Genomic DNA, 19028 nt, shown 5'->3' with positions numbered 1-19028 from the left:
TTCGTCCATAAATTCAACTTATTCGGTGGCCGTATCTATCAAGTGGAGTTTATCGATGGCGCTCGAAGCCTTGTATGGGTTGATCCCTGCGTATGGGCAGGACCTGGTCCGCAACATGACGGTGCTGCTGGAAGAGACCATTCTGACCGAGCAGCAGCGGTGGGGCGCTTTCCTGTCGGGTGCCCATGCTGTGGGGGTCGGCGAGGTAATTCGTGGTATTGAGGCAGCCGCGCCTTTGTCGGTGGAGGCTGTGGCGGCGGCCAAGGCGGCTTCGGCCATAATGGGCATGAACAATGTTTATTATCGCGCGCTGCACCTCATGCATAACCGTGAATATGCCGATCTGCGGTCGGGTTTGCGGATGAATATCCTGATGAATCCCGGTGTCGACAAGGTCGATTTCGAGCTGTGGTGTCTGGGGGTGTCGGCGATCAATGGCTGTGGCTTGTGTTTGGATAGCCATGAGAAGGTGTTGCGCAGTCATGGTGTGACGGCCGAGCAGGTTCAGGCGGCTTTGCGGATTGCCGCGACGGTGAATGCCGTGAGTGCGGTGGTGCGGGCGGAAACGGCGTAATCTGGCGGTAAGAGGTGGAAAAAGTCGCGGGCCAAATCCCCCACCGTCTCATTTGCTTCCAGCAAATGATCCACCTCCCCGTATAACGGGGAGGGATAAAAAGAGTAGTGAATTCTGTAATTTACTAGCTAATCGTGCTCAAGACGATGATGCCGTTTGCGGGCGGTAAATCGTCAGCGAGCCGGGATCGAAGGGCGCGGAGTCCTGGCCAAGGTCGAAGAACAAGGCGTGGTCACTGATGATACGCCAGTAGCGCTGCGAATCCTGATCCAGGCCGAACGGACCGCAGGCTGTGCGGATGCCTTCGGTGGCGATCTTTTCTGATTCGCCGATGGTCATCTCATCCACCTCCAGGGCGTCTGCCGGGAAGCTGTCGATGGCGGCTCGGCGGACCTTGCATCGGGCGGCTTCCTTCGGGTCGGTGATCTTGGCCTTGGCGTAGTCGAGGATGGCGGTATGGCCATCGGGTGTCGCCGGGATGATGGTCACGGGCGTAGAGTCGGGAAAATCGCGGTAGCGTAAGGTGCCGTTGCCGTAGTCGAGCTTCGTGGCCTTGTTGTCGCAGAGGGCCGCCAGGTACAGCAGGTACTCGCCTTGCGGCAGGGCGGTTTCGTTGAGCGTCCAGGTGCAGCCGTCCGGTGCATTGGGGCGCGAACCGGAATCGAATTGAAGCAGATAGATGGCCTTGTTGTAGCACAGACCGGACTCCGGCAGTTTGGCGCAGTCAGGAGCGTCGGATGCCGTTGATGCTGTGTTGCTGTGCGGTGCCGGTTGGCAGGCGGCCAAGACCAGCCACGCCGCAAGGGTGATGTGTTTGTACATGACGCCGCTCCCCGTTTTGCGAAGGTTGTGGCACGCGTGGGCGGCTGTCAACAGGTGTGCTCGCTATAAGAAAAATCTATAGTAAAATAAAATAAAATAAACTTGCCTTATTGTTCGTCCTGAGCGAATTTCCGCGTCGCCACACTTCACTTCATAGGAGAAAGCCCATGGGCCTCATCAACACCACCATCAAGCCGTTCAAGTCGACCGGCTTCAAGCAAGGCAAGTTTGTCGACGTCACCGACGCCGACGTGAAGGGCAAGTGGTCGATCTTCTTCTTCTATCCGGCCGACTTCACCTTCGTGTGCCCGACCGAGCTGGAAGACCTGGCTGACAATTACGACACGCTGCAGTCGCTGAACGTCGAAGTCTACAGCGTTTCGACCGACACGCACTTCTCGCACAAGGCTTGGCACGATACGTCGCCGGCCATCGGCAAGATCAAGTACACCATGCTGGGCGATCCGTCGGGCGTCATCACCAACAACTTCGACGTCATGCGCGAAGGCATCGGCCTGGCCGACCGCGGCACCTTCCTGGTCGATCCGGACGGCGTCATCCAGTTCGCCGAAGTGACTGCTGAAGGTATCGGCCGTAACGCCACCGAACTGCTGCGTAAGGTCAAGGCGGCTCAGTACGTTGCTTCGCACCCCGGCGAGGTATGCCCGGCCAAGTGGGAAGAGGGTGAAAAGACTCTCGCCCCGTCGTTGGATCTCGTCGGCAAGATTTAAGAGTAGCTGGAAAGAGGACCCCTCCGTCTCGACGCGGTCGCCCCATAAGGGGGCTCCCTTGCTCGCCACCTCCCCATCGATGATGGGGAGGAGAAGAAAAAGTAAATTTCGCGTGGAGGGGTTCTCTTTCCACATTTTCCTGATTTCGGGTTCTGTGGGACCCGACATCTGGACAATGAATTTCCCCTGACAGTTGGAGTACTACCATGCTGGACGCTGGTCTCAAGGCGCAGTTGAAGGGCTATCTGGAAAACCTTCGCACCCCGATCGAACTGATCGCCCATACCGACGACGGCGCGAAGTCGCGCGAACTCGTCGATCTGCTCGAAGACATCGTCGCGGCCTCGGACAAGGTGTCGCTGACGATGTACCAAGGCAGCGAAGGGGCGCGGGTGCCGTCGTTCGATATCGTTCGTCCGGGTTCGGATATTGGTGTCACTTTCGCCGGCCTGCCGATGGGCCATGAGTTTACGTCGCTGGTTTTGGCCTTGCTGCAGGTGGGTGGTCACCCGCCGCGGGTCGAGCCCGAGGTCATCGAGCAGGTCAAGGCTCTGGAGATCGAAGGCGAGCTGCGGTTCGAGACCTATTTCTCGCTGTCGTGTCAGAACTGCCCGGATGTCGTCCAGGCGCTGAACCTGATGAGCGTGCTCAATCCGAAGATCAAGCATGTCGCCATCGACGGCGCCTTGTTCAAGGACGAGGTCGAAAAGCGCCAGGTCATGGCAGTGCCCAGTGTTGTGTTGAATGGTGAGGTGTTTGCTCAGGGCCGGATGGGCGTTGAGGAGATTTTGGCCAAGATCGATACGGGTGCGCATCAGCGTGAAGCCGCCAAGATCAACGCCAAGTCGGAGTTCGACGTCCTGGTGGTCGGTGGTGGCCCCGCCGGCGCTTCGGCCGCCATCTATGCGGCGCGTAAGGGCATTCGCACCGGCGTGGTGGCGGAACGTTTCGGCGGCCAGGTGCTGGATACCATGGGTATCGAAAACTTTATTTCGGTCTCGCACACCGAAGGTCCCAAGCTGGTGACAGCGCTGGAACAGCACGTGAAGGATTATGAAATCGACGTGATGAACCTGCAGAAGGCGGTCAAGCTGGTGCCGGCTTCGGCGCCGGGCGGTTTGCATGAGGTGCAGCTGGAAGGCGGCGCTTCGGTCAAGGCGCGGACGGTGGTGTTGTCGACCGGCGCGCGCTGGCGCCAGATGGGCGTGCCGGGTGAGGCGGAGTATCGCAACAAGGGCGTGGCCTATTGTCCGCACTGCGACGGTCCGCTGTTCAAGGGCAAACGCGTATCGGTGATCGGTGGTGGCAACTCCGGCGTTGAGGCGGCGATCGACCTGGCCGGTCTGGCGTCGCATGTGACCTTGCTGGAGTTTGCGGCCGAACTGCGGGCGGATGCGGTCTTGCAGCGCAAGCTGTACAGCCTGCCGAACGTGACGGTGATCGTGAACGCCCAGACGACGGAAGTGAAGGGTGACGGGTCCAAAGTGGTGGGTTTGAGCTATAAGGACCGCATTCATGACGTCGTGCACGACATCGAACTGGAGGGGATTTTCGTCCAGATCGGGCTTGTTCCGAACACGGAATGGCTGAAAGGCGCGATCGATCTGTCGAAGCATGGCGAGATCGAAATCAATGCTCGCGCTGAGACCTCGATCCCGGGGGTGTTCGCGGCCGGGGACGTGACGACTGTGCCGTACAAGCAGATCGTTATCGCCATGGGTGAAGGTTCGAAGGCGGCGCTTACGGCGTTCGATTATCTGATCCGGTCGACGGCGCCGGTGGATATCGCCGCGTAAAGGGAAGGCCAGGAGGCGCAGCCTCCTGGACCTCGTAACTGGACAGCGATTAACCTGTTAAAACCAAAAAACCCGGAACTCTTGGTTCCGGGTTTTTTGGTTTTATTAGATTGAACACTATCGAGTTTCGGGGTCCAGGGGTCCGCGACCCCTGGCCTTCCTCTTACGGCGCTGATACCTCGTACCCCTTCGCCCGCAGCCGATCCAGCGTCGCACCTCGTCGCAGCAGGATGGCCAGCGGAAGCACGGCCACCGACTTGCCCGGTTTCTTCAGCGCTTTTTCGACGGCGGCGACGCTGTCGTTGATGCTGCGGTCCATCAGCGCCGAACCCTTGGACGATCCGCTGAGGCACCGCGCCATGGCGGAGGCCGGGTAATTGGCGCGGACGGTGGCCAAATCGCCGACCGCCCAGGCCGCGGCTGTCCGGCCCAACCGGTCGAGAAGGAAGTCGATGTCGTCCAGGGTGGCGGTGACGCAGACCTCGGCCGCCTGCGGTGTCATGGCGTTGATGTCCTTGACGATGGCGCCCATGTCGTAATTGGCGGCCGCCCGTACGGGAACACCGGCCCGGCCGGCCAGACGTTTGATCGTAGCGACGGGTTCGTCGTCGGTCAGGCCGCGTTTTTCCAGCACTTCACGGCGCAGGCGCACCATGGCCCACACCGGTTTGTCGCGGGCGAAGTCGCGGATGGAGACCTTGGCGCGCGCGGCGGCCGCTTCGTAGCGCGCGTACAGGGCCGGGGAGAGGACCTGTTTCAGCGTCTTGCCGTCCGGAAGGCCCTTGCGGAACATCAGGCTGGTCATGTCGCCGGCACCGGCATGGCTGGTGGCCGGGGTAATCAGCACATTGGCGCCGCGCAGGGCATTCTCGATCCGCTTGGTGTTCCAGGCCTGTTTCTTTGGGAAGACCGGGAGGATGCCGATGATGATGACCTGGGAGTCTTCGTCGCTGACCCGCCACATGGCTGGGCCGACGGTTGTTTTCGCCTTGATGACGACGTCGGGCCAGTCTTCGGTCTGGGCCATTGACTGAAACGGCAGGCCGATCAGGCACAGGACAAGGAACAGGCAACGCAGCATGGTGGACTCGCAAAATCGGTTTGCTCAGTCCTATCGAGGGTGTGTGACGGTTTTTTTGCGGTCAGGCTGCCGGGGCATTAGCGCGTAACCCGGTATAATACGAGTGGCGACGGCAGAAACACCGGCGGGTCAAATTCCCCACCGTATCATTTGCTAACCGCAAATGATCCACCTCCCCGTATAACGGGGAGGGATAAGTTATTTATATTGCTGATTTTTTCAATATCGCCAGGTTGATTTCAGTGCTGTTGAATTCGAGCAGATCAGATCGAAGCAGGTGGATATAGCGAATTACTCCAAGTCGCCTTCGAGGAAGCGACGTACTTCGAAGGGAGCATAGTCGTATCCCGTTGCTCTTGCCCCAGACCAATTGATTCCGACTCGCAATCCGTCTTTCTCCAGACCTGGCAACCAGCGCTCGATGAAATCTGACAAAGTGAGCTGATGCGGAGCAAAGCCTCGATATGCAGCTACGGTATCTACGATGGTTTGCGCTCGTTTTCGACTCGACCAGAAAGGCATGGAGGTCTCACCGGACGGGTTGGTCGAAGTTGGGAATCCCGCGTCGTCCCGAATGGTCCACACCATTCCGCTTTTACCGACATCTCTGAAAAACTGATGGGCGTGTGCGGCTGCAATGCTCATAGGTTTTGCTTGGGTGCCCGTGGTTCAGAATGTACGGTCGTCGGCGAGGACACTTACGCAGCTTTGTCCGAGGATACGGCGTTGAAGGTGAGGGGGCTGCCCCAGAAGGCTTCGATCAGGCCGGATTGCGAGCCGGGGGTGCCGGTTGTCAGAAAGGTCCGCGCCCCGGACGATCCAATATCATATTGCGTATGGCGCTCGACATAGTCGCCCATGGCCTTGGCCACCGAAGGCGGCTGGTGGATGATCGGCGTGCCGGCCGGCAGGTGTTCGCGGAACAGATCGGCCACCAGCTCATAATGTGTGCAGCCCAGGATCGCCCGGTCGGGATAGCGGCCGACGCGGATGCGCAAGCTTTCGACATGGCCCTTGATCTTGGCCGACAGCGAGTCGCGATCGGCGCCCTTTTCGATCATGTCGGCCAGGCCGGAACAGGCTTCGGTGAAGACGGCGATGTCCTGGCGGCGCTTGTCGATCTCGATTTCGTAGACCCGCGACCGCGCTGTCGCCACCGTGGCGAAGACGCCGACAATGTCCAGCTTCTCGATTTTCTCGCCGCGGCGTTCGGCTTCGTGCTCCCACGGCAGGCCGGTGGCGGCTTCGATGGTCGGGACGATAATGCCCAGGACATTGACCGGACGCTTGTAGGTTTTGCGAAAACCCGACAGCCAGGTCTGTTGCAGCCGGCGCAGGGCCACCGCGGAGGCCGTGTTGCAGGCCAGGACCACCAGGGAGGCGCCGGCTTCGAACAGGGTTTCGCAGCCTTGTTTCGTCAGTTCGACGATCTCTTCGCCGGAACGGTCGCCATAGGGGGTGTGTTTCTGGTCGGCCAGGTAGATGAAATCCGCCTGGGGAAGGCGACTGACCAGGGCGTGGTGAATGCTTAAGCCGCCAACGCCCGAATCGAACACGCCCATAGCCATGAAACTGTATCCCTTCCAACCGCTTGCCGGTTGGCAAGCGCGACTGCGCGCCCGAGCTTATGCGAGGAGCCTCGCGGCGCTTGAGCGCTAAGACCTTACGAAAACTTAATTTGGCCGTATCCGGGCCCACTTATAGGGTCATCGCATACGCCTTTTGCAACCGGCCGTAAACGGGGTTTTGCAGCCGGTTTTCACGGAGTTTTTCCATGTCCGAACATAACATTGATCGCCGCACCACGCTGGGCCTGATGGCTGCGACGGCACTGTCCACCTCCGCGTTTTCGGCGTTTGCACAGGAAGGTACCGCTTTGCTTTTGACAGCCGAATGGACGGGGTCTTATGGCGGAGTTCCGCCATTCGACAAGGTCGATATCAACCAGTTCGAAGCCGCCTATGACGCGGCCATGGCATCGCAGCGGCGGGAAATCGCGGCGATTACCGGCAACCCGGAGCCCGCAACCTTCGACAACACCATTGTGCCCTATGAGCGGTCGGGCAAGGCGCTGGGCCGGGTCGGGACGATCTACGGCATCTGGAACGGCAACCTGGCGACGGCGGAATTGCAGGCCATGGGCAAGACCATCCAGCCCAAGCTGGCGGCGTTTTCGGATGAGCTTATCCAGAACCCCAAGCTGTTCGCGCGCATCAAGTTGGTGTGGGACAACAAGGCGAAGTTCAACCTGACGCCCGAGCAGGATCGTCTGTTGTGGCAGTATTATACGAACTTCGTCCGGGCCGGCGCGGCTTTGTCGCCAAAGGCCAAGACGCGGGTGGCGGCGATCAACAAGGAGCTGTCGCTGCTGTTCAAGACCTTCTCGGACAATCTGCTGCACGACGAAGAGCAGGTGATGGTGGTGAGCGAGGCCGAGCTGGCCGGATTGCCGGACGGATTGAAGGCTTCGATGAAGCTGGCCGACGGCAGTTATGGCATCGCCAATACGCGTTCGGCGATGGAGCCGGTGACGACCTTCTGTACGGATCGCGGTGTGCGGGAAAAGGTGTGGCGGGCCTATGTCAATCGCGGCGACAATGGCGATCAGTGGGACAACAATGCCATTATTTCCAAGATCCTGAAGCTGCGGTTCGAGCGGGCGCAGCTGCGTGGCTATGAGACGCACGCCCATTGGCGGCTGGAAAACGCCATGGCGAAGACGCCGGCGAATGCCATGGCCTTGATGGAGGCGGTGTGGGGCCCGGCCGTGGCGCGGGTTCACGAAGAGGTCGCCGATATGCAGGCGGTCGCCGACAAGGAAGGCGCAGGCATCACGATCGAGCCGTGGGATTACCGTTTTTATGCCGAGAAGGTCCGTAAGGCGAAGTATGATCTGGATGAAAACGAGGTCAAGCCGTACCTGCAGATGGAGAAGCTGCGCGAAGGCATGATGTGGGCGGCCGGTCAGATCTATGGGTTTGAATTTACCCAGATCCAGGGCGTGCCGGTGTTCCACGATGACGTTCGGGTGTGGAAGGTGACGCGCGGCGGCAAGACGGTCGGGCTGTGGTACTTCGATCCGTATGCGCGCAAGGGCAAGCGGTCGGGCGCGTGGATGAATGCCTATCGGTCGCAGCAGCGGATGGATGGCAAGGATATCATTACGCTGGTGTCGAACAATTCCAACTTTATCAAGGCAGCGCCGGGTGAGCCGATCCTGATTTCGTGGGATGATGCGAAGACCTTGTTCCATGAGTTCGGCCATGCGATTCATGGGCTGTCGTCGAATGTGACCTATCCGTCGTTGTCAGGAACCAATGTGGCGCGCGATTATGTCGAGTTTCCGTCGCAGCTCAATGAGCACTGGTTGCCGACCAAGGAGGTTTTGAGCCGGTTTGCTTTGCATTACGAGACGGGCGAGGCGATGCCTGAGGCTTTGCTGGCCAAGATCGAGAAGGCCGACACGTTCAACCAGGGTTTTGCGACGGTGGAATATCTGGCGTCGGCTTTGATCGATATGAAACTGCACCTGGCCGGAGGGGCGGATATCGATGCCGATGCGTTTGAAAGTGCGGAGTTGACGAAGCTGAGTATGCCAAAGGAGATCGTCATGCGCCACCGCACACCGCAGTTCGGGCATGTCTTCTCATCGGACGGCTATTCGGCGGGGTATTACAGCTATCTGTGGTCGGATACGCTGACGGCCGATTGTGCCGAGGCGTTTACCGAGGCCGGCGGGTTCTACGACAAGGCGGTGGCCGATCGGCTGCAGGCCCATGTGCTGAGTGTCGGGAATACCGTCGATCCGGCGGATGGCTATCGTGCGTTCCGGCGCCGGGATCCGAACCGGGATGCGCTGATGCGTAAGAGAGGTTTCCCCGTAAAGTAATGGGGTGTGGGGTCCGCGACCCCACCTCTTTTCTTCTTCCTTTCCTGACCTTCGCCCCAAAGTGGGCGAGGTCAGGAAAGGAAAGAGGGAAGACTTGGGGCCGCAGGCCCCAAACCCCGTTTATTTTATGGGGGACACCCTCTATATACGCAGCATGTCACGCCCGTTCCTCAAGATGAACGGCCTCGGCAACGATTTCATCGTCGTCGATGCCCGCGAAACCGCCTTCCAGCCCGCTCCGGACCAGATCCGGGCGTGGAGTAACCGCGTCTCCGGCATCGGCTTCGACCAGCTCATCGCCATCGAAGGTTCCCGCGACGGTGACGCCTTCATGCGCGTGTGGAACTCCGACGGCGGCGGTGTCGAAACCTGCGGCAACGCCTTGCGCTGCGTCGCCTGGTACCTCAACCGGGACGCCAGCGATAAAACCCTGAAGATCGATACGCTCGGTGGAGCTACCAAAGCCCGCGTGCTCCGCGCCGACGCCACCACCGGCACGGCCAGCATCGACATGGGCAAGCCCGGTCTTAACTGGCAGGACATCCCCCTCTCCGAGGAAATGAACACCGCCAAGCTGGAGCTGAAGGTCGGGCCCTACGACGCGCCGCTCTATCACACCCCCGTCGCCGTCAGCATGGGTAATCCCCACTGCGTCTTTTTCGTCGACGACATCGAAACCGTCGACGTCAGGGCCACCGGCAGCCTGATCGAGCATCACCCGCTCTTCCCCGAAAGCGTCAATGTCGAGTTCGCCCAGATCCTCGACAAGGACAACATTCGCATGCGCGTGTGGGAACGCGGCGCCGGCATCACCCAGGCCTGCGGCACAGGCGCCTGCGCCACACTGGTCGCCACCGCCCGCCGCGGGCTGACCGGCCGAGCCGCCACCGTCCATATGGACGGCGGACCGCTGCACATCGTCTGGGCCGAGAACGACCACGTCATCATGACCGGCCCCGTCGAAGTCGAGTTCGAGGGCACGCTTTGACCGCCAAAGAATCGTCCCTCCAGGTTGTTACCTTTGGCTGCCGCCTGAATTCGTACGAAAGCGAGGTCATCCGCAAGACCGCCGCCGATGACGGGCTGTCCGACGCCATCATCTTCAACACCTGCGCCGTCACCGGTGAAGCCGTGCGCCAGGCGCGCCAGGCCATCCGCCGCGCGCGCAAGGAAAACCCGGACAAGCGGCTGATCGTCACCGGCTGCGCCGCCCAGACCGATCCCGACACCTTCGCCAACATGTCGGAAGTCGATTTCGTGATCGGCAACGCCGACAAGCAGAAGGCCGGCGCCTACCGCCTGACTCCCGACAGCGCGCGCGTTGTCGTCAACGACGTCTTTTCCGTCCGCGAAACCGCAGGTCATCTGATCGATGGGTTGAAGGATCGCGCCCGCGCCTTTGTCGAGGTCCAGAACGGCTGCGATCACCGCTGCACCTTCTGTATCATTCCGTATGGCCGCGGCAATTCGCGATCGGCCGCCGCCGGCGATGTCGTCGCCCAGACCCAGCGCCTGGTCGCCGAAGGCTATAATGAAATCGTCCTGACCGGAGTCGACCTGACCTCGTGGGGCAGCGACCTGCCCGGGCAACCGCAACTGGGCAATTTGGTGGCGCGGATTCTGAAACTGGTTCCCGACCTGAAGCGGTTGCGCCTGTCGTCGATCGATGCCGCCGAAATCGACGATACCCTGTTCCGCGCCTTTGCCGAGGAAGAGCGCCTGGCGCCCTATCTGCACCTCAGTCTTCAGCATGGGGACGATTTGATCCTGAAACGGATGAAGCGCCGCCACCTGCGCGCCGATGCCGTTGCTTTGGTCGAGAAGGTGCGGAGCATCCGGCCGGACATCGCGTTTGGCGCCGACATGATCGCCGGCTTCCCGACCGAAACCGAAGAGCATTTCGACAATGCCGTGTCGCTGATCGATGACTGCGGCCTGTCCTATGTTCATGTCTTTCCGTATTCGCCGCGGCCGCAGACGCCGGCGGCCAAGATGCTGCAACTGCCGCGTCCGGTGATCAAGGAACGCGCTGCCCGGTTGCGCGCCAAGGCCGAGGAAGCTTTGCAGGGGCATCTGAGCCGGCAGATGGGACGGACGTTGTCGTGTGTTATTGAGAAGCCGGGCTTTGCCCGCGCCGCCGACTTTACCGAAGTGGTGTTTACGGGCGAGGCGACGGTCGGTGGCATCAGCGATATCGCCATCACCGGCCACGACGGCAAACATGCTATTGGCGCTTTACTTCAAAACACGGTACGGCAGTCGGCATGACCGAAGAGAAGAAAAAAGGCTGGTTCGAGCGGCTGACCCATGGCCTGTCGCGGACCTCGCAGAACCTGGCCGAACAGGTCACCCAGGTGTTTTCGCAGAAGGAAGCTTTGAGCGATTCCGACCTGGAAGCGCTGGAAGATCTGCTGATCGAGAGCGACCTGGGCCCGCAGATTTCGGCCAATATCTCGGCCAAGATGGCCCAGGCGAAGTTTTCGTCCGCTAAAGATTCGACGGCGGTGCGCGAAGCCCTGGCCAATGCGTTGGCCGATGAGCTGGTCAATCACGAAGGCACGTTCGAGCCTCTGGGTGGGCCCAAGCCGTACATCGTCCTGTTCGTCGGCGTGAACGGGTCGGGCAAGACCACGACCCTGGGCAAGATCGCCGCCTCTCTGACGGCCAAAGGCGCCAAGGTGCTGATCGTCGCCGGCGATACCTTCCGGGCGGCCGCTGTCGAGCAGCTCAAGGTTTGGTCCGAACGCGCCAAGGCCGATTTCATGGGCCGCAAGACCGGCGCCGATGCGGCGGGTCTGGCCTATGATTCGGTGGTGAAGGCGAAAGAGGAGGGCTACGACGTTGTCCTGATCGACACCGCCGGCCGGTTGCAGAACAAGCAGCAGCTGATGGACGAGCTGTTGAAGATCGTCCGGGTGATCAAGCGGGTTGATCCGGACGCGCCGCATGAGACCCTGCTGGTGCTGGACGCCACGGTCGGACGCAATGCGCTCAGCCAGGAACAGATTTTCGGCCGCCAGGCGTTTGTGTCGGGGTTGGTGATGACCAAGCTGGACGGCACCGCGCGCGGCGGCATCCTGATCCCCATTGCCAAGGCCTCCGATGCGCCGATCAAGCTGATCGGGGTGGGCGAGGACATCGAAGACCTGCACGCCTTCAAGGCGCGTGATTTTGCCCGCTCGATGGTGGGCCTGGAGCCGCAAGCATGACGGACGAACCGCTCAAAACGGCGCTGAAGGCCGATCCGGAACTGGCGCTGAAGCCGTCCGAACCCAAGCAGAACTGGGTCAAGATCGGTGTCGATTACGGTCCGCTGATCGCGTTCGGCGGCGCCTTCTTCGCGTCGAAGTTCCTGTTCAAATTGCCCGATCCGGATCCGCTGATCTGGGCGTCCGGTAGTCTGGCTGTCGCTTCAGTGATCGCCCTGATCGTCGGGTTCGTTGCTGAAAAGCGTCTGGCGTGGATTCCGCTGGCGGCCGCGGCCATCGGGATTCCGTTTGCGGTGCTGACGGTGGTGTTTCACGACGGCGTCTTCATCAAGATCAAGATGACCATCGTCAATGTGCTGATCGCCGGCGTGCTGCTGGGCGGACTGGCGCTGAAGAAGCAGCCGTTGAAGGCGCTGGTTGGCGAGGCGCTGAAGCTGAAAGAGCCGGCCTGGCCGAAGCTGACCATTTATTATGCCCTGTTCTATCTGGCGATGGCCGGGGTGAACGAATATATCTGGCGGACCCAGACCGATAGCGTCTGGGCGACCTGGAAGCTGTTCTCGCTGGTCGGCGGTCCGATCCTGTTCTCCCTGGCGCTGTTTCCGTTCCTGATGAAGAACATGATCCAGCCGGAAGAAAAAGGGCCGGACGCGTGACAAACTGTTCCGGGTACGGAATATTGTCGTAAATCTGCCATATATCTATGACAGAAAACGAAGACATTCAGCACGCTGCACGGAACCGTCTCATGAAGAAGTCCAAGCCGTCCGATGCCCCTGAGCCGCGTTCCACGCTCGAAGGCTCGCCCGCCCATCTCCTCCACCGTGTTCTGCAGATCGCGCTCGATATCTATAACGAGACGGCTGGCGAGGGCGCCCTGACCCAGCGGCAGTTCGCCGTGCTTCAGGCGCTGGACGGTAGCGAGGGCCTGTCCCAGACGGACCTGGTCAAGATTACCGGTATCGACCGCTCGACCCTGGCCGACCTGGTGGCGCGGATGATCGCCAAGGAACTGCTGGTACGGGAACGTTCGGCGACCGACGCACGCGCCAACCTGGTGCAGCTGGCGCCGGCCGGCAAGACGGCGTTGGATGAAATGCAGCCGCGCGTTCTGCAGGCGGATGAGAAGATCCTCAGCCTGTTGTCGCCGCCCAAGCGTGACAGCTTCGTCAAGCTGCTGCGCAAGATCACGGCGGCGCGCGAGGTCGAACTGTCGGGCGAGACGCCGGTGCGCAAGGCGAAGGCCGATAAAAAGACCGACAAGAAAAAGAAAAAGCACAAGCTGAGTGCCAAGAAGCTGAAGAAGCTGCCCATGCCGGCCCTGTCGGATGGCGCATCTGAGGCTGTGGCCGGGCAGGATCTGGTTCACGCACCCGTGCCAGAACAGGCCTAACGCCCCAATTCGGCCAACATCGTTTATGGAGAATTAAGGCAACACACCTTATTTCAAATCCATGCTTCGCTCGTCCTATCGCCTTTTGCTGACCGGGATCCTCGCCTTCGCCCTGTGCGGAGCCATGCAGTCTGACGCCAATGTCCGCGTCAAGCGGCTGTCGGCCCAGGATCAGGCCGATCTCGATGCCTTGTCCGCCCAGCGCCGCGCCGAGGAACGCAAGAGCGACCAGACCCGCCAGACCGCCCGTGACGTGGCGCTTGAAGTCGAAGCGTTGCGCCAACGCATCATCGATATTTCCAAGCGCCAGGGCGTGTCGGAGCAACGCGCCGCCATTTACCGCGCCAAGCTGGAAACCCTGAACCTACAGGAAGCCGACATCACGCGCCGGCTGACGGCTGAGCGTTCCACCCAGTCCAAGCTGCTGTCGGCTTTGCAGATCTATTCGCGCAATCCGCCGCCGGCGTTGCTGATCAACCCGCGCAAGGCCAATGACGCCGTCCTGGCCGCCATCATCATGCGCGCGATCACGCCGGAACTGGAAAAGCGCACCCAGGGCCTGGTCCAGGAAAACGCCCAGCTGGTCAATGTCCGCCGTCAGGCCGCCCTGCAGAACGAAGCGTTGTTCATCTCCGAAAGCGAGGTGTCGAGCCAGCGCCGCGAAATAGAGGGCCTGATCAAGGAAAAGATGTCGCTGGAAGACCAGCTCCTGCAGCAGGCCGATCGCATGGACGCCAATGTCGTGACGATGAAAGCCAGGGAAGACCGGGTGCGCGGCAATCTGCCTCTGCGCGGCATGTTGGGCACCGAGTCCTCACGCCTCAATCAACCCGTGGTCGGGGAAAAGGTCCGCGACTTTGGTCAGGTTGGAGGGCAGGCCAATGCTCCAGGCGGAGCACCGTCCAGTCGTGGCGTCTATTATACGGCCCAGCCGGGGTCGCAGGTGACGGCGCCGGCGGAAGGCGAGGTCGAATATGCCGGCCCCCTGGCCTCCTACGGTCAGGTCGTGATCCTGGGGATCGGCAACAATTATCACATCGTGCTGACAGGGATCGGCCGGATCTATGTCGACAAGGGCCAGACCGTCGGCCGCGGCGAGCCGGTGGGCCGCATGCCCAACCTGTCGGATAAGAAGACCGTTCTGTACATGGAACTGCGCAAGGGCGAGGACCCGGTCAACCCGGCTAACATGGTGCCGGTTTCGGGGAAATAGTTAGCAAGTAAGATACTCCTCCACCCCTTCGGGGTCCGCCTCCCCACTTCGTAGGGAGGAGGGAGCTTGAAACTGCGGACGGCGCTTTCTCGGACAATTACGCTCTTGCGGCCGTTTTTTCGGTTGCGGCGTTGCCCAGCACCTCGGCCAGCGGCTTGGGGCGGCTGAAATAATAGCCCTGCAAATACTGGCACCCGGCCAGCCGCAGCAGACGGACATGGTCCTCGGTCTCGACGCCTTCCGCGGTCACCGCCAGCCCCAGGGCATTGGCGATATTGACCGTGCCGGCGACCAAAGCCGCCGCCTGAGGGTCGCGGTCGACCTGGCTGGCCAGCGACTTGTCGATCTTGATGGTGTCGAAATCGTACCGCCGCAGGTAACCGATGCTGGAATAGCCCGTGCCGAAGTCGTCCAGCGCCATCGAAACCCCCAGCGCCTTCAGCGCCGACACCGCCGCAATGGCCCGCTCAGGATTTTCAATCAGATAGCCCTCGGTGACCTCCAGTTCCAGGCGATCGGCGGGGAAACCGATTTCGGCCAGGATGGCGGCGACCTTGCTTTCGAACTCGACGTCGCGGAACTGTGCCGGCGAAATATTGACGCTGAGCTGCAGCTCCGGCACCAAGCTCAGGTCCTTGCAGGCGCGGCGCAGGACGAACTCACCCAGGGCCTGGATCAGGCCGCTGCTCTCGGCAATCGAGATGAACTGGTCGGGGAAAAGCTCGCCGTCCGGCCGTCCCGGCCACCTGACCAAAGCCTCGACCGAGGCCATACGCCCGCTGCGGGCGTCGATGATCGGTTGATACACGACGTCGAACTCGCCGCGTTTCAGGCCATCGCGGATTCCGGTCTCGATCGCCTGCTTGCGCAGTCTCTGGGCGTCCAGTTCGTCATTGTACCAGGTGATCCGGGCCTTGCCGGTCGATTTGGAATGGTACATGGCCAGGTCGGCGCGGCGGAACAGCTCCTGGCTGCGGACGGCTTTCAGGTCGCCGGAGGCGATGCCGATGCTGGCGCCGATCTGGACGGTGCGTTCGCCGATCCGGATCGGTTTGGTCAGAAAGTCGAGGGACTTTTCGGCAAAGATCTGGGCGCGGGCGTCCGCATCCTTGCCGCCCAGCAGCAGGGCGAATTCGTCGCCGCCCATGCGCGCCAAGGCGCCATGATTGGGCAGGAATTCCTTCAGCGCGGCGGCTACGATCATGATCAGCTTGTCGCCGGTGGCGTGGCCGTAGATGTCGTTGACATCCTTGAAGCCGTCCAGGTCGATAAACACCACGGCCTTGTGGGCGGCTCCGCGCTTTTTGTCGACCCGCCGCAGCTGATCGAACAGGGCGCGGCGATTGGGCAGGCCGCTGAGGTTGTCGGTGAAGGCGAAGGTGCGCGCGACCTGTTCGCCCTGGGCAAACTTCATAAGGCTGTAACCCGCCACGGCAAACATCAGCAGGATAAGCCCGCCGATCAGCCAGGCAATGGTCTGGATACCGGACCGCGCGGCTTCGGCCGCCTCGGCGCCGGGTTGGCGGGGCGTCCAGGACAGTCGTGCCAGTTCCAGCCCGCTGGCGTCTTCAAGCTGCAGATAGGGCTTGGTGCTGCCTGACCTGTCGGTCAGGCGAATTTCATCAATACGGAATGCGTCGGACAGCTCTTTCAACATGCCGGCCGACAGGTGCCGGGTCATGACCAGATAGCGTTTCGTGCTGCCCTTTCCCGACAGGGTGCCGTCAGTCTGGCGGATAAGACCGATGCCGGCAATCGCGATCCCGCGGGAGCTGCGGGTCATGCCCGATACAGCCGTCTTCCCGGTCTGAAGGTTATCGCGATGGACATTGATAAGGGCGTCCAGCCCGCTGCCGAGACTGACGGCGGCCGGATCGACCTTTTGCCCGGAAACATAGCCGGTCACGACGGCGAATTTTTCGTCGAGAATATAGATGCCGTCATAGTCGCGACCGTCCTGCGCGACGGCGCCCCAGGTCGCATAAAACCAGTTGTCGTCCTGCCGGTCGGTATAGATGTGCGCGACGGCATCATCCCAGACGGTGTTGTCCTCGACGCGCGCCGTCATGCGCGTCAGGGAGGTCAGGATGGCCCCCTGGACGTATTCGATCGACCGCGTTTCGTAGATCTGGTTGGCCTTGTTGGTGACAACGGCCAGGGACGAATACATCAGGGCAATAATGGCAACTGCAAAGCCGACGCAACCGACCGCAACCAGGGCGAAAAGCGTCCTGGCCTTGGGCTCGATACGCCACCCCGGAAATTTGAGCATTCTGCCACCGACTATGAAACGACGCTCTTCCGGCGTCTCCCAGCATCGGCACTATGAAACAAAAGTGTGAAAATCTCGCTTATGGTGGCCGTAATTGCCTGAAGCGGGTTGCCAGCTTTTCTTACCTATACCCCTCCACCGCTCCGCGGTCCCCCTCCCCACTTCGTGGAGAGGAGGGCGCTTGGCACCTCCGTCTGAGATAGCTCCTTTGCCGGGGAAGCAATGTCCATATGGATTTTATACGCGCGCCATCCTATGCTCGCAGCTTAAGCGTACCCGGCATTTCCGTCACAACCGGCGGGAAATGGAGGTCACGGTTACGCGCCCCGTTTACGCCACACTCACACTCTTATATGTAGTTTGATAACCTTGATGCCCGGGCGTGCTTGCGTCGTTCCCGGGCTCGCTTTGAGGACAGTATGAAAAACCTTTATCTCGGCGGATTCGCCGCCCTGTGCCTGAGTGCCGGCGCCGTTGCCTACGCCAACCAGCCGGCCTTTGCGCCGCAGTCCGATACCTACAAGCAGCTTCAGTTGTTCGGCGACGTCCTGGCCATCGTCCAGCAGAACTACGTCGTCAAGGTCGATTCGAAGAAGCTGATTACCTCGGCGCTGCAGGGCATGCTGACCAGCCTGGATCCGCATTCCAACTACCTGTCCGACGAATCCTATACAGATCTCAACGAGAAGACCCGCGGCACCTACGGCGGCATCGGCCTGGAAGTGACCAGCGAAGACGGCGCGGTGAAGGTGGTGACGCCGATGGACGACACCCCCGCCATGAAGGCCGGCGTCGAATCGGGCGACTATATTACCGCCATCGACGGCACCTCGATCCTGGGCCTGCCGCTGAACGAAGCGGTGTCCAAGATGAAGGGCGAGGCCGGCACCAAGCTGACCGTCACCCTGGTCCGCGCCGGCAAGGACGAGCCTTTCGACCTGACCCTGACGCGCGAAGTCATCACGGTCAAGTCGGTCAAGGTCCGTATGGAAGGCGACTACGGCTATCTGCGCATCGCCAGCTTCTCGCAGAGCACGGCCAATGATGCCCGCGTCGCGCTGGAAGACCTGATGGCCAAGAACCCGAACATGAAGGGTCTGGTCCTGGACCTGCGTAACAATCCTGGCGGCCTGCTGGAACAATCGGTCGGCGTCGCCGACATGTTCCTGAACGGCGGCGAGATCGTGTCCCAGCGTGGCCGCGACCCCAACGACATTATCCGTTACCAGGCCAAGAAGGGCGATATGCTGAAGGGCCTGCCCATGGTCGTCCTGACCAATCCGGGTTCGGCTTCGGCGGCGGAAATCGTCGCAGGCGCCCTGCAGGACCAGAAGCGTGCCTCGATCGTCGGTCTGACCACCTTCGGCAAGGGCTCGGTTCAGAGCGTCATCGACCTGGGCGATAACCGCGCGGTCAAGCTGACCACGGCGCGTTACTACACCCCGTCCGGCCGCTCGATCCAGAAGACCGGCATCGAACCGGACCTGGAAGTTGCCCAGTCCAAGGACCAGGCGAAATACATCGCCACCTCGGCCCTGCAATATACCGAAGCGGCCTATGCCAATGCGCTGGATGCCGACGAAGGCAAGGTCCGCCGTTCGCCGCACGCTGTGCAGGAGGTTCCGCCGGAGGATTTCGACACCAAGACCGGCGACTTTACGCTGACGCGTGGCCTGGACGTCCTGAAGTACGGTGGCGACGTCAAGATGGCGATCGACCATCCGCGCGGTGTCAAGCTGGCCGACGCCGACTTGGTCAAGAAGGATCCGAGCCGTTTTGCCGGCAAGGACAAGCCGGCTCCGGCCACGGGCACGATCGTCGAAGGCGCCAAGTCGTCAAGTTCGAGCACTTCGGCACCGAAGTAAGGTCGTTTAAGCTGAAAGGAATAAGGCCCCTCAGTTGTTTCGAGGGGCCTTATTTTTTTTCCCTCTCCCCGCTTGTGGGGAGAGGACGAGAGCGGAACGAATTGAACGCGACGGGGCGGGCGGCGAGCCTGAGGGGCTTTCCGAAAGCGTCTATGCGGCGGACGGTACAGCATGCCCCTCACC

The 19028-nt window shown here is 61.1% G+C and carries 16 protein-coding genes; 11 read left to right on the top strand and 5 right to left on the bottom strand.

What is annotated here, in order from left to right; all coding sequences use genetic code 11:
- Nucleotides 1-55: 55 nt before the first annotated feature.
- Nucleotides 56-574 (top strand): carboxymuconolactone decarboxylase family protein, encoded by a 519-nt coding sequence (locus ABAC460_RS27945; RefSeq protein WP_023451892.1) that lies wholly within the window; start codon nt 56-58, stop codon nt 572-574.
- 138 nt (nt 575-712) lie between these two features.
- Here the strand turns inward: ABAC460_RS27945 and ABAC460_RS27940 are convergent, their stop codons facing one another.
- Nucleotides 713-1396 (bottom strand): hypothetical protein, encoded by a 684-nt coding sequence (locus ABAC460_RS27940; RefSeq protein ID WP_023451891.1) that lies wholly within the window; start codon nt 1394-1396, stop codon nt 713-715.
- Between the two features lie 167 nt (nt 1397-1563).
- Between ABAC460_RS27940 and ahpC the strand changes: the two genes are divergently transcribed.
- Nucleotides 1564-2127, top strand: a complete 564-nt coding sequence (gene ahpC, locus ABAC460_RS27935; protein WP_023451890.1) for an alkyl hydroperoxide reductase subunit C — start codon at nt 1564-1566, stop codon at nt 2125-2127.
- A 206-nt stretch (nt 2128-2333) separates the two neighbouring features.
- A complete protein-coding gene (gene ahpF / locus ABAC460_RS27930; protein WP_023451889.1) occupies nt 2334-3923 on the top strand; it encodes an alkyl hydroperoxide reductase subunit F in 1590 nt (529 codons plus the stop codon).
- Nucleotides 3924-4086: 163 nt separating this feature from the next.
- Here the strand turns inward: ahpF and ABAC460_RS27925 are convergent, their stop codons facing one another.
- From ABAC460_RS27925 to ABAC460_RS27920, 3 genes are all read right to left on the bottom strand, one after another.
- A complete protein-coding gene (locus ABAC460_RS27925) occupies nt 4087-5004 on the bottom strand; it encodes a TraB/GumN family protein (protein ID WP_023451888.1) in 918 nt (305 codons plus the stop codon).
- Between the two features lie 291 nt (nt 5005-5295).
- A complete protein-coding gene (locus tag ABAC460_RS48810) occupies nt 5296-5649 on the bottom strand; it encodes a DUF2750 domain-containing protein (RefSeq protein WP_081716423.1) in 354 nt (117 codons plus the stop codon).
- 53 nt (nt 5650-5702) lie between these two features.
- Nucleotides 5703-6572, bottom strand: coding sequence for a glutamate racemase (locus ABAC460_RS27920; RefSeq protein ID WP_031236340.1), 870 nt, complete (start codon nt 6570-6572; stop codon nt 5703-5705).
- A 206-nt stretch (nt 6573-6778) separates the two neighbouring features.
- Here ABAC460_RS27920 and ABAC460_RS27915 point away from each other — a divergent pair, with 206 nt between their 5' ends.
- The 7 genes from ABAC460_RS27915 (at nt 6779) to ABAC460_RS27885 (ending at nt 14708) form a co-directional block, all read left to right on the top strand.
- Entirely contained in the window at nt 6779-8893 is a 2115-nt protein-coding gene (locus ABAC460_RS27915) for a M3 family metallopeptidase (RefSeq protein ID WP_023451886.1), read from the top strand.
- 154 nt (nt 8894-9047) lie between these two features.
- On the top strand, nt 9048-9881 hold the full coding sequence (gene dapF / locus ABAC460_RS27910) for a diaminopimelate epimerase (protein ID WP_031236339.1): 834 nt from the start codon (nt 9048-9050) through the stop codon (nt 9879-9881).
- Nucleotides 9878-11161 (top strand): tRNA (N(6)-L-threonylcarbamoyladenosine(37)-C(2))-methylthiotransferase MtaB, encoded by a 1284-nt coding sequence (gene mtaB / locus ABAC460_RS27905; RefSeq protein WP_023451884.1) that lies wholly within the window; start codon nt 9878-9880, stop codon nt 11159-11161. The genes dapF and mtaB overlap by 4 nt, the downstream gene beginning before the upstream one ends.
- On the top strand, nt 11158-12102 hold the full coding sequence (gene ftsY / locus ABAC460_RS27900; RefSeq protein ID WP_023451883.1) for a signal recognition particle-docking protein FtsY: 945 nt from the start codon (nt 11158-11160) through the stop codon (nt 12100-12102). The genes mtaB and ftsY overlap by 4 nt, the downstream gene beginning before the upstream one ends.
- Nucleotides 12099-12758, top strand: coding sequence for an inner membrane-spanning protein YciB (locus ABAC460_RS27895; protein ID WP_023451882.1), 660 nt, complete (start codon nt 12099-12101; stop codon nt 12756-12758). The genes ftsY and ABAC460_RS27895 overlap by 4 nt, the downstream gene beginning before the upstream one ends.
- Nucleotides 12759-12850: 92 nt before the next feature.
- A complete protein-coding gene (locus tag ABAC460_RS27890) occupies nt 12851-13495 on the top strand; it encodes a MarR family winged helix-turn-helix transcriptional regulator (RefSeq protein WP_023451881.1) in 645 nt (214 codons plus the stop codon).
- A gap of 124 nt (nt 13496-13619) precedes the next feature.
- On the top strand, nt 13620-14708 hold the full coding sequence (locus ABAC460_RS27885) for a murein hydrolase activator EnvC family protein (protein ID WP_235075749.1): 1089 nt from the start codon (nt 13620-13622) through the stop codon (nt 14706-14708).
- 97 nt (nt 14709-14805) lie between these two features.
- Here the strand turns inward: ABAC460_RS27885 and ABAC460_RS27880 are convergent, their stop codons facing one another.
- Entirely contained in the window at nt 14806-16980 is a 2175-nt protein-coding gene (locus ABAC460_RS27880) for a putative bifunctional diguanylate cyclase/phosphodiesterase (RefSeq protein WP_023451879.1), read from the bottom strand.
- A gap of 419 nt (nt 16981-17399) precedes the next feature.
- Between ABAC460_RS27880 and ABAC460_RS27875 the strand changes: the two genes are divergently transcribed.
- Complete coding sequence (locus tag ABAC460_RS27875; protein WP_023451878.1) at nt 17400-18845, top strand: S41 family peptidase; 1446 nt, start codon at nt 17400-17402, stop codon at nt 18843-18845.
- Nucleotides 18846-19028: the final 183 nt, after the last annotated feature.

The sequence above is a fragment of the Asticcacaulis sp. AC460 genome (assembly GCF_000495795.1).
Lineage (GTDB): Bacteria > Pseudomonadota > Alphaproteobacteria > Caulobacterales > Caulobacteraceae > Asticcacaulis.
This window is presented reverse-complemented; position numbering and strand designations above follow the sequence as displayed.

Excerpts from the sequence above, each read along its gene's own strand:
- ABAC460_RS27890 (WP_023451881.1), top strand. The coding sequence starts at position 12,851 with ATGAAGAAGTCCAAGCCGTCCGATGCCCCTGAGCCGCGTTCCACGCTC.
- ftsY (WP_023451883.1), top strand. The coding sequence starts at position 11,158 with ATGACCGAAGAGAAGAAAAAAGGCTGGTTCGAGCGGCTGACCCATGGC.
- ABAC460_RS27895 (WP_023451882.1), top strand. The coding sequence starts at position 12,099 with ATGACGGACGAACCGCTCAAAACGGCGCTGAAGGCCGATCCGGAACTG.
- ABAC460_RS27875 (WP_023451878.1), top strand. The coding sequence starts at position 17,400 with ATGAAAAACCTTTATCTCGGCGGATTCGCCGCCCTGTGCCTGAGTGCC.
- ahpF (WP_023451889.1), top strand. The coding sequence starts at position 2,334 with ATGCTGGACGCTGGTCTCAAGGCGCAGTTGAAGGGCTATCTGGAAAAC.
- ABAC460_RS27920 (WP_031236340.1), bottom strand. The coding sequence starts at position 6,572 with ATGGCTATGGGCGTGTTCGATTCGGGCGTTGGCGGCTTAAGCATTCAC.
- ABAC460_RS48810 (WP_081716423.1), bottom strand. The coding sequence starts at position 5,649 with ATGAGCATTGCAGCCGCACACGCCCATCAGTTTTTCAGAGATGTCGGT.
- ABAC460_RS27940 (WP_023451891.1), bottom strand. The coding sequence starts at position 1,396 with ATGTACAAACACATCACCCTTGCGGCGTGGCTGGTCTTGGCCGCCTGC.
- ahpC (WP_023451890.1), top strand. The coding sequence starts at position 1,564 with ATGGGCCTCATCAACACCACCATCAAGCCGTTCAAGTCGACCGGCTTC.
- ABAC460_RS27915 (WP_023451886.1), top strand. The coding sequence starts at position 6,779 with ATGTCCGAACATAACATTGATCGCCGCACCACGCTGGGCCTGATGGCT.
- ABAC460_RS27885 (WP_235075749.1), top strand. The coding sequence starts at position 13,620 with ATGCAGTCTGACGCCAATGTCCGCGTCAAGCGGCTGTCGGCCCAGGAT.
- ABAC460_RS27945 (WP_023451892.1), top strand. The coding sequence starts at position 56 with ATGGCGCTCGAAGCCTTGTATGGGTTGATCCCTGCGTATGGGCAGGAC.
- ABAC460_RS27880 (WP_023451879.1), bottom strand. The coding sequence starts at position 16,980 with ATGCTCAAATTTCCGGGGTGGCGTATCGAGCCCAAGGCCAGGACGCTT.
- ABAC460_RS27925 (WP_023451888.1), bottom strand. The coding sequence starts at position 5,004 with ATGCTGCGTTGCCTGTTCCTTGTCCTGTGCCTGATCGGCCTGCCGTTT.
- dapF (WP_031236339.1), top strand. The coding sequence starts at position 9,048 with ATGTCACGCCCGTTCCTCAAGATGAACGGCCTCGGCAACGATTTCATC.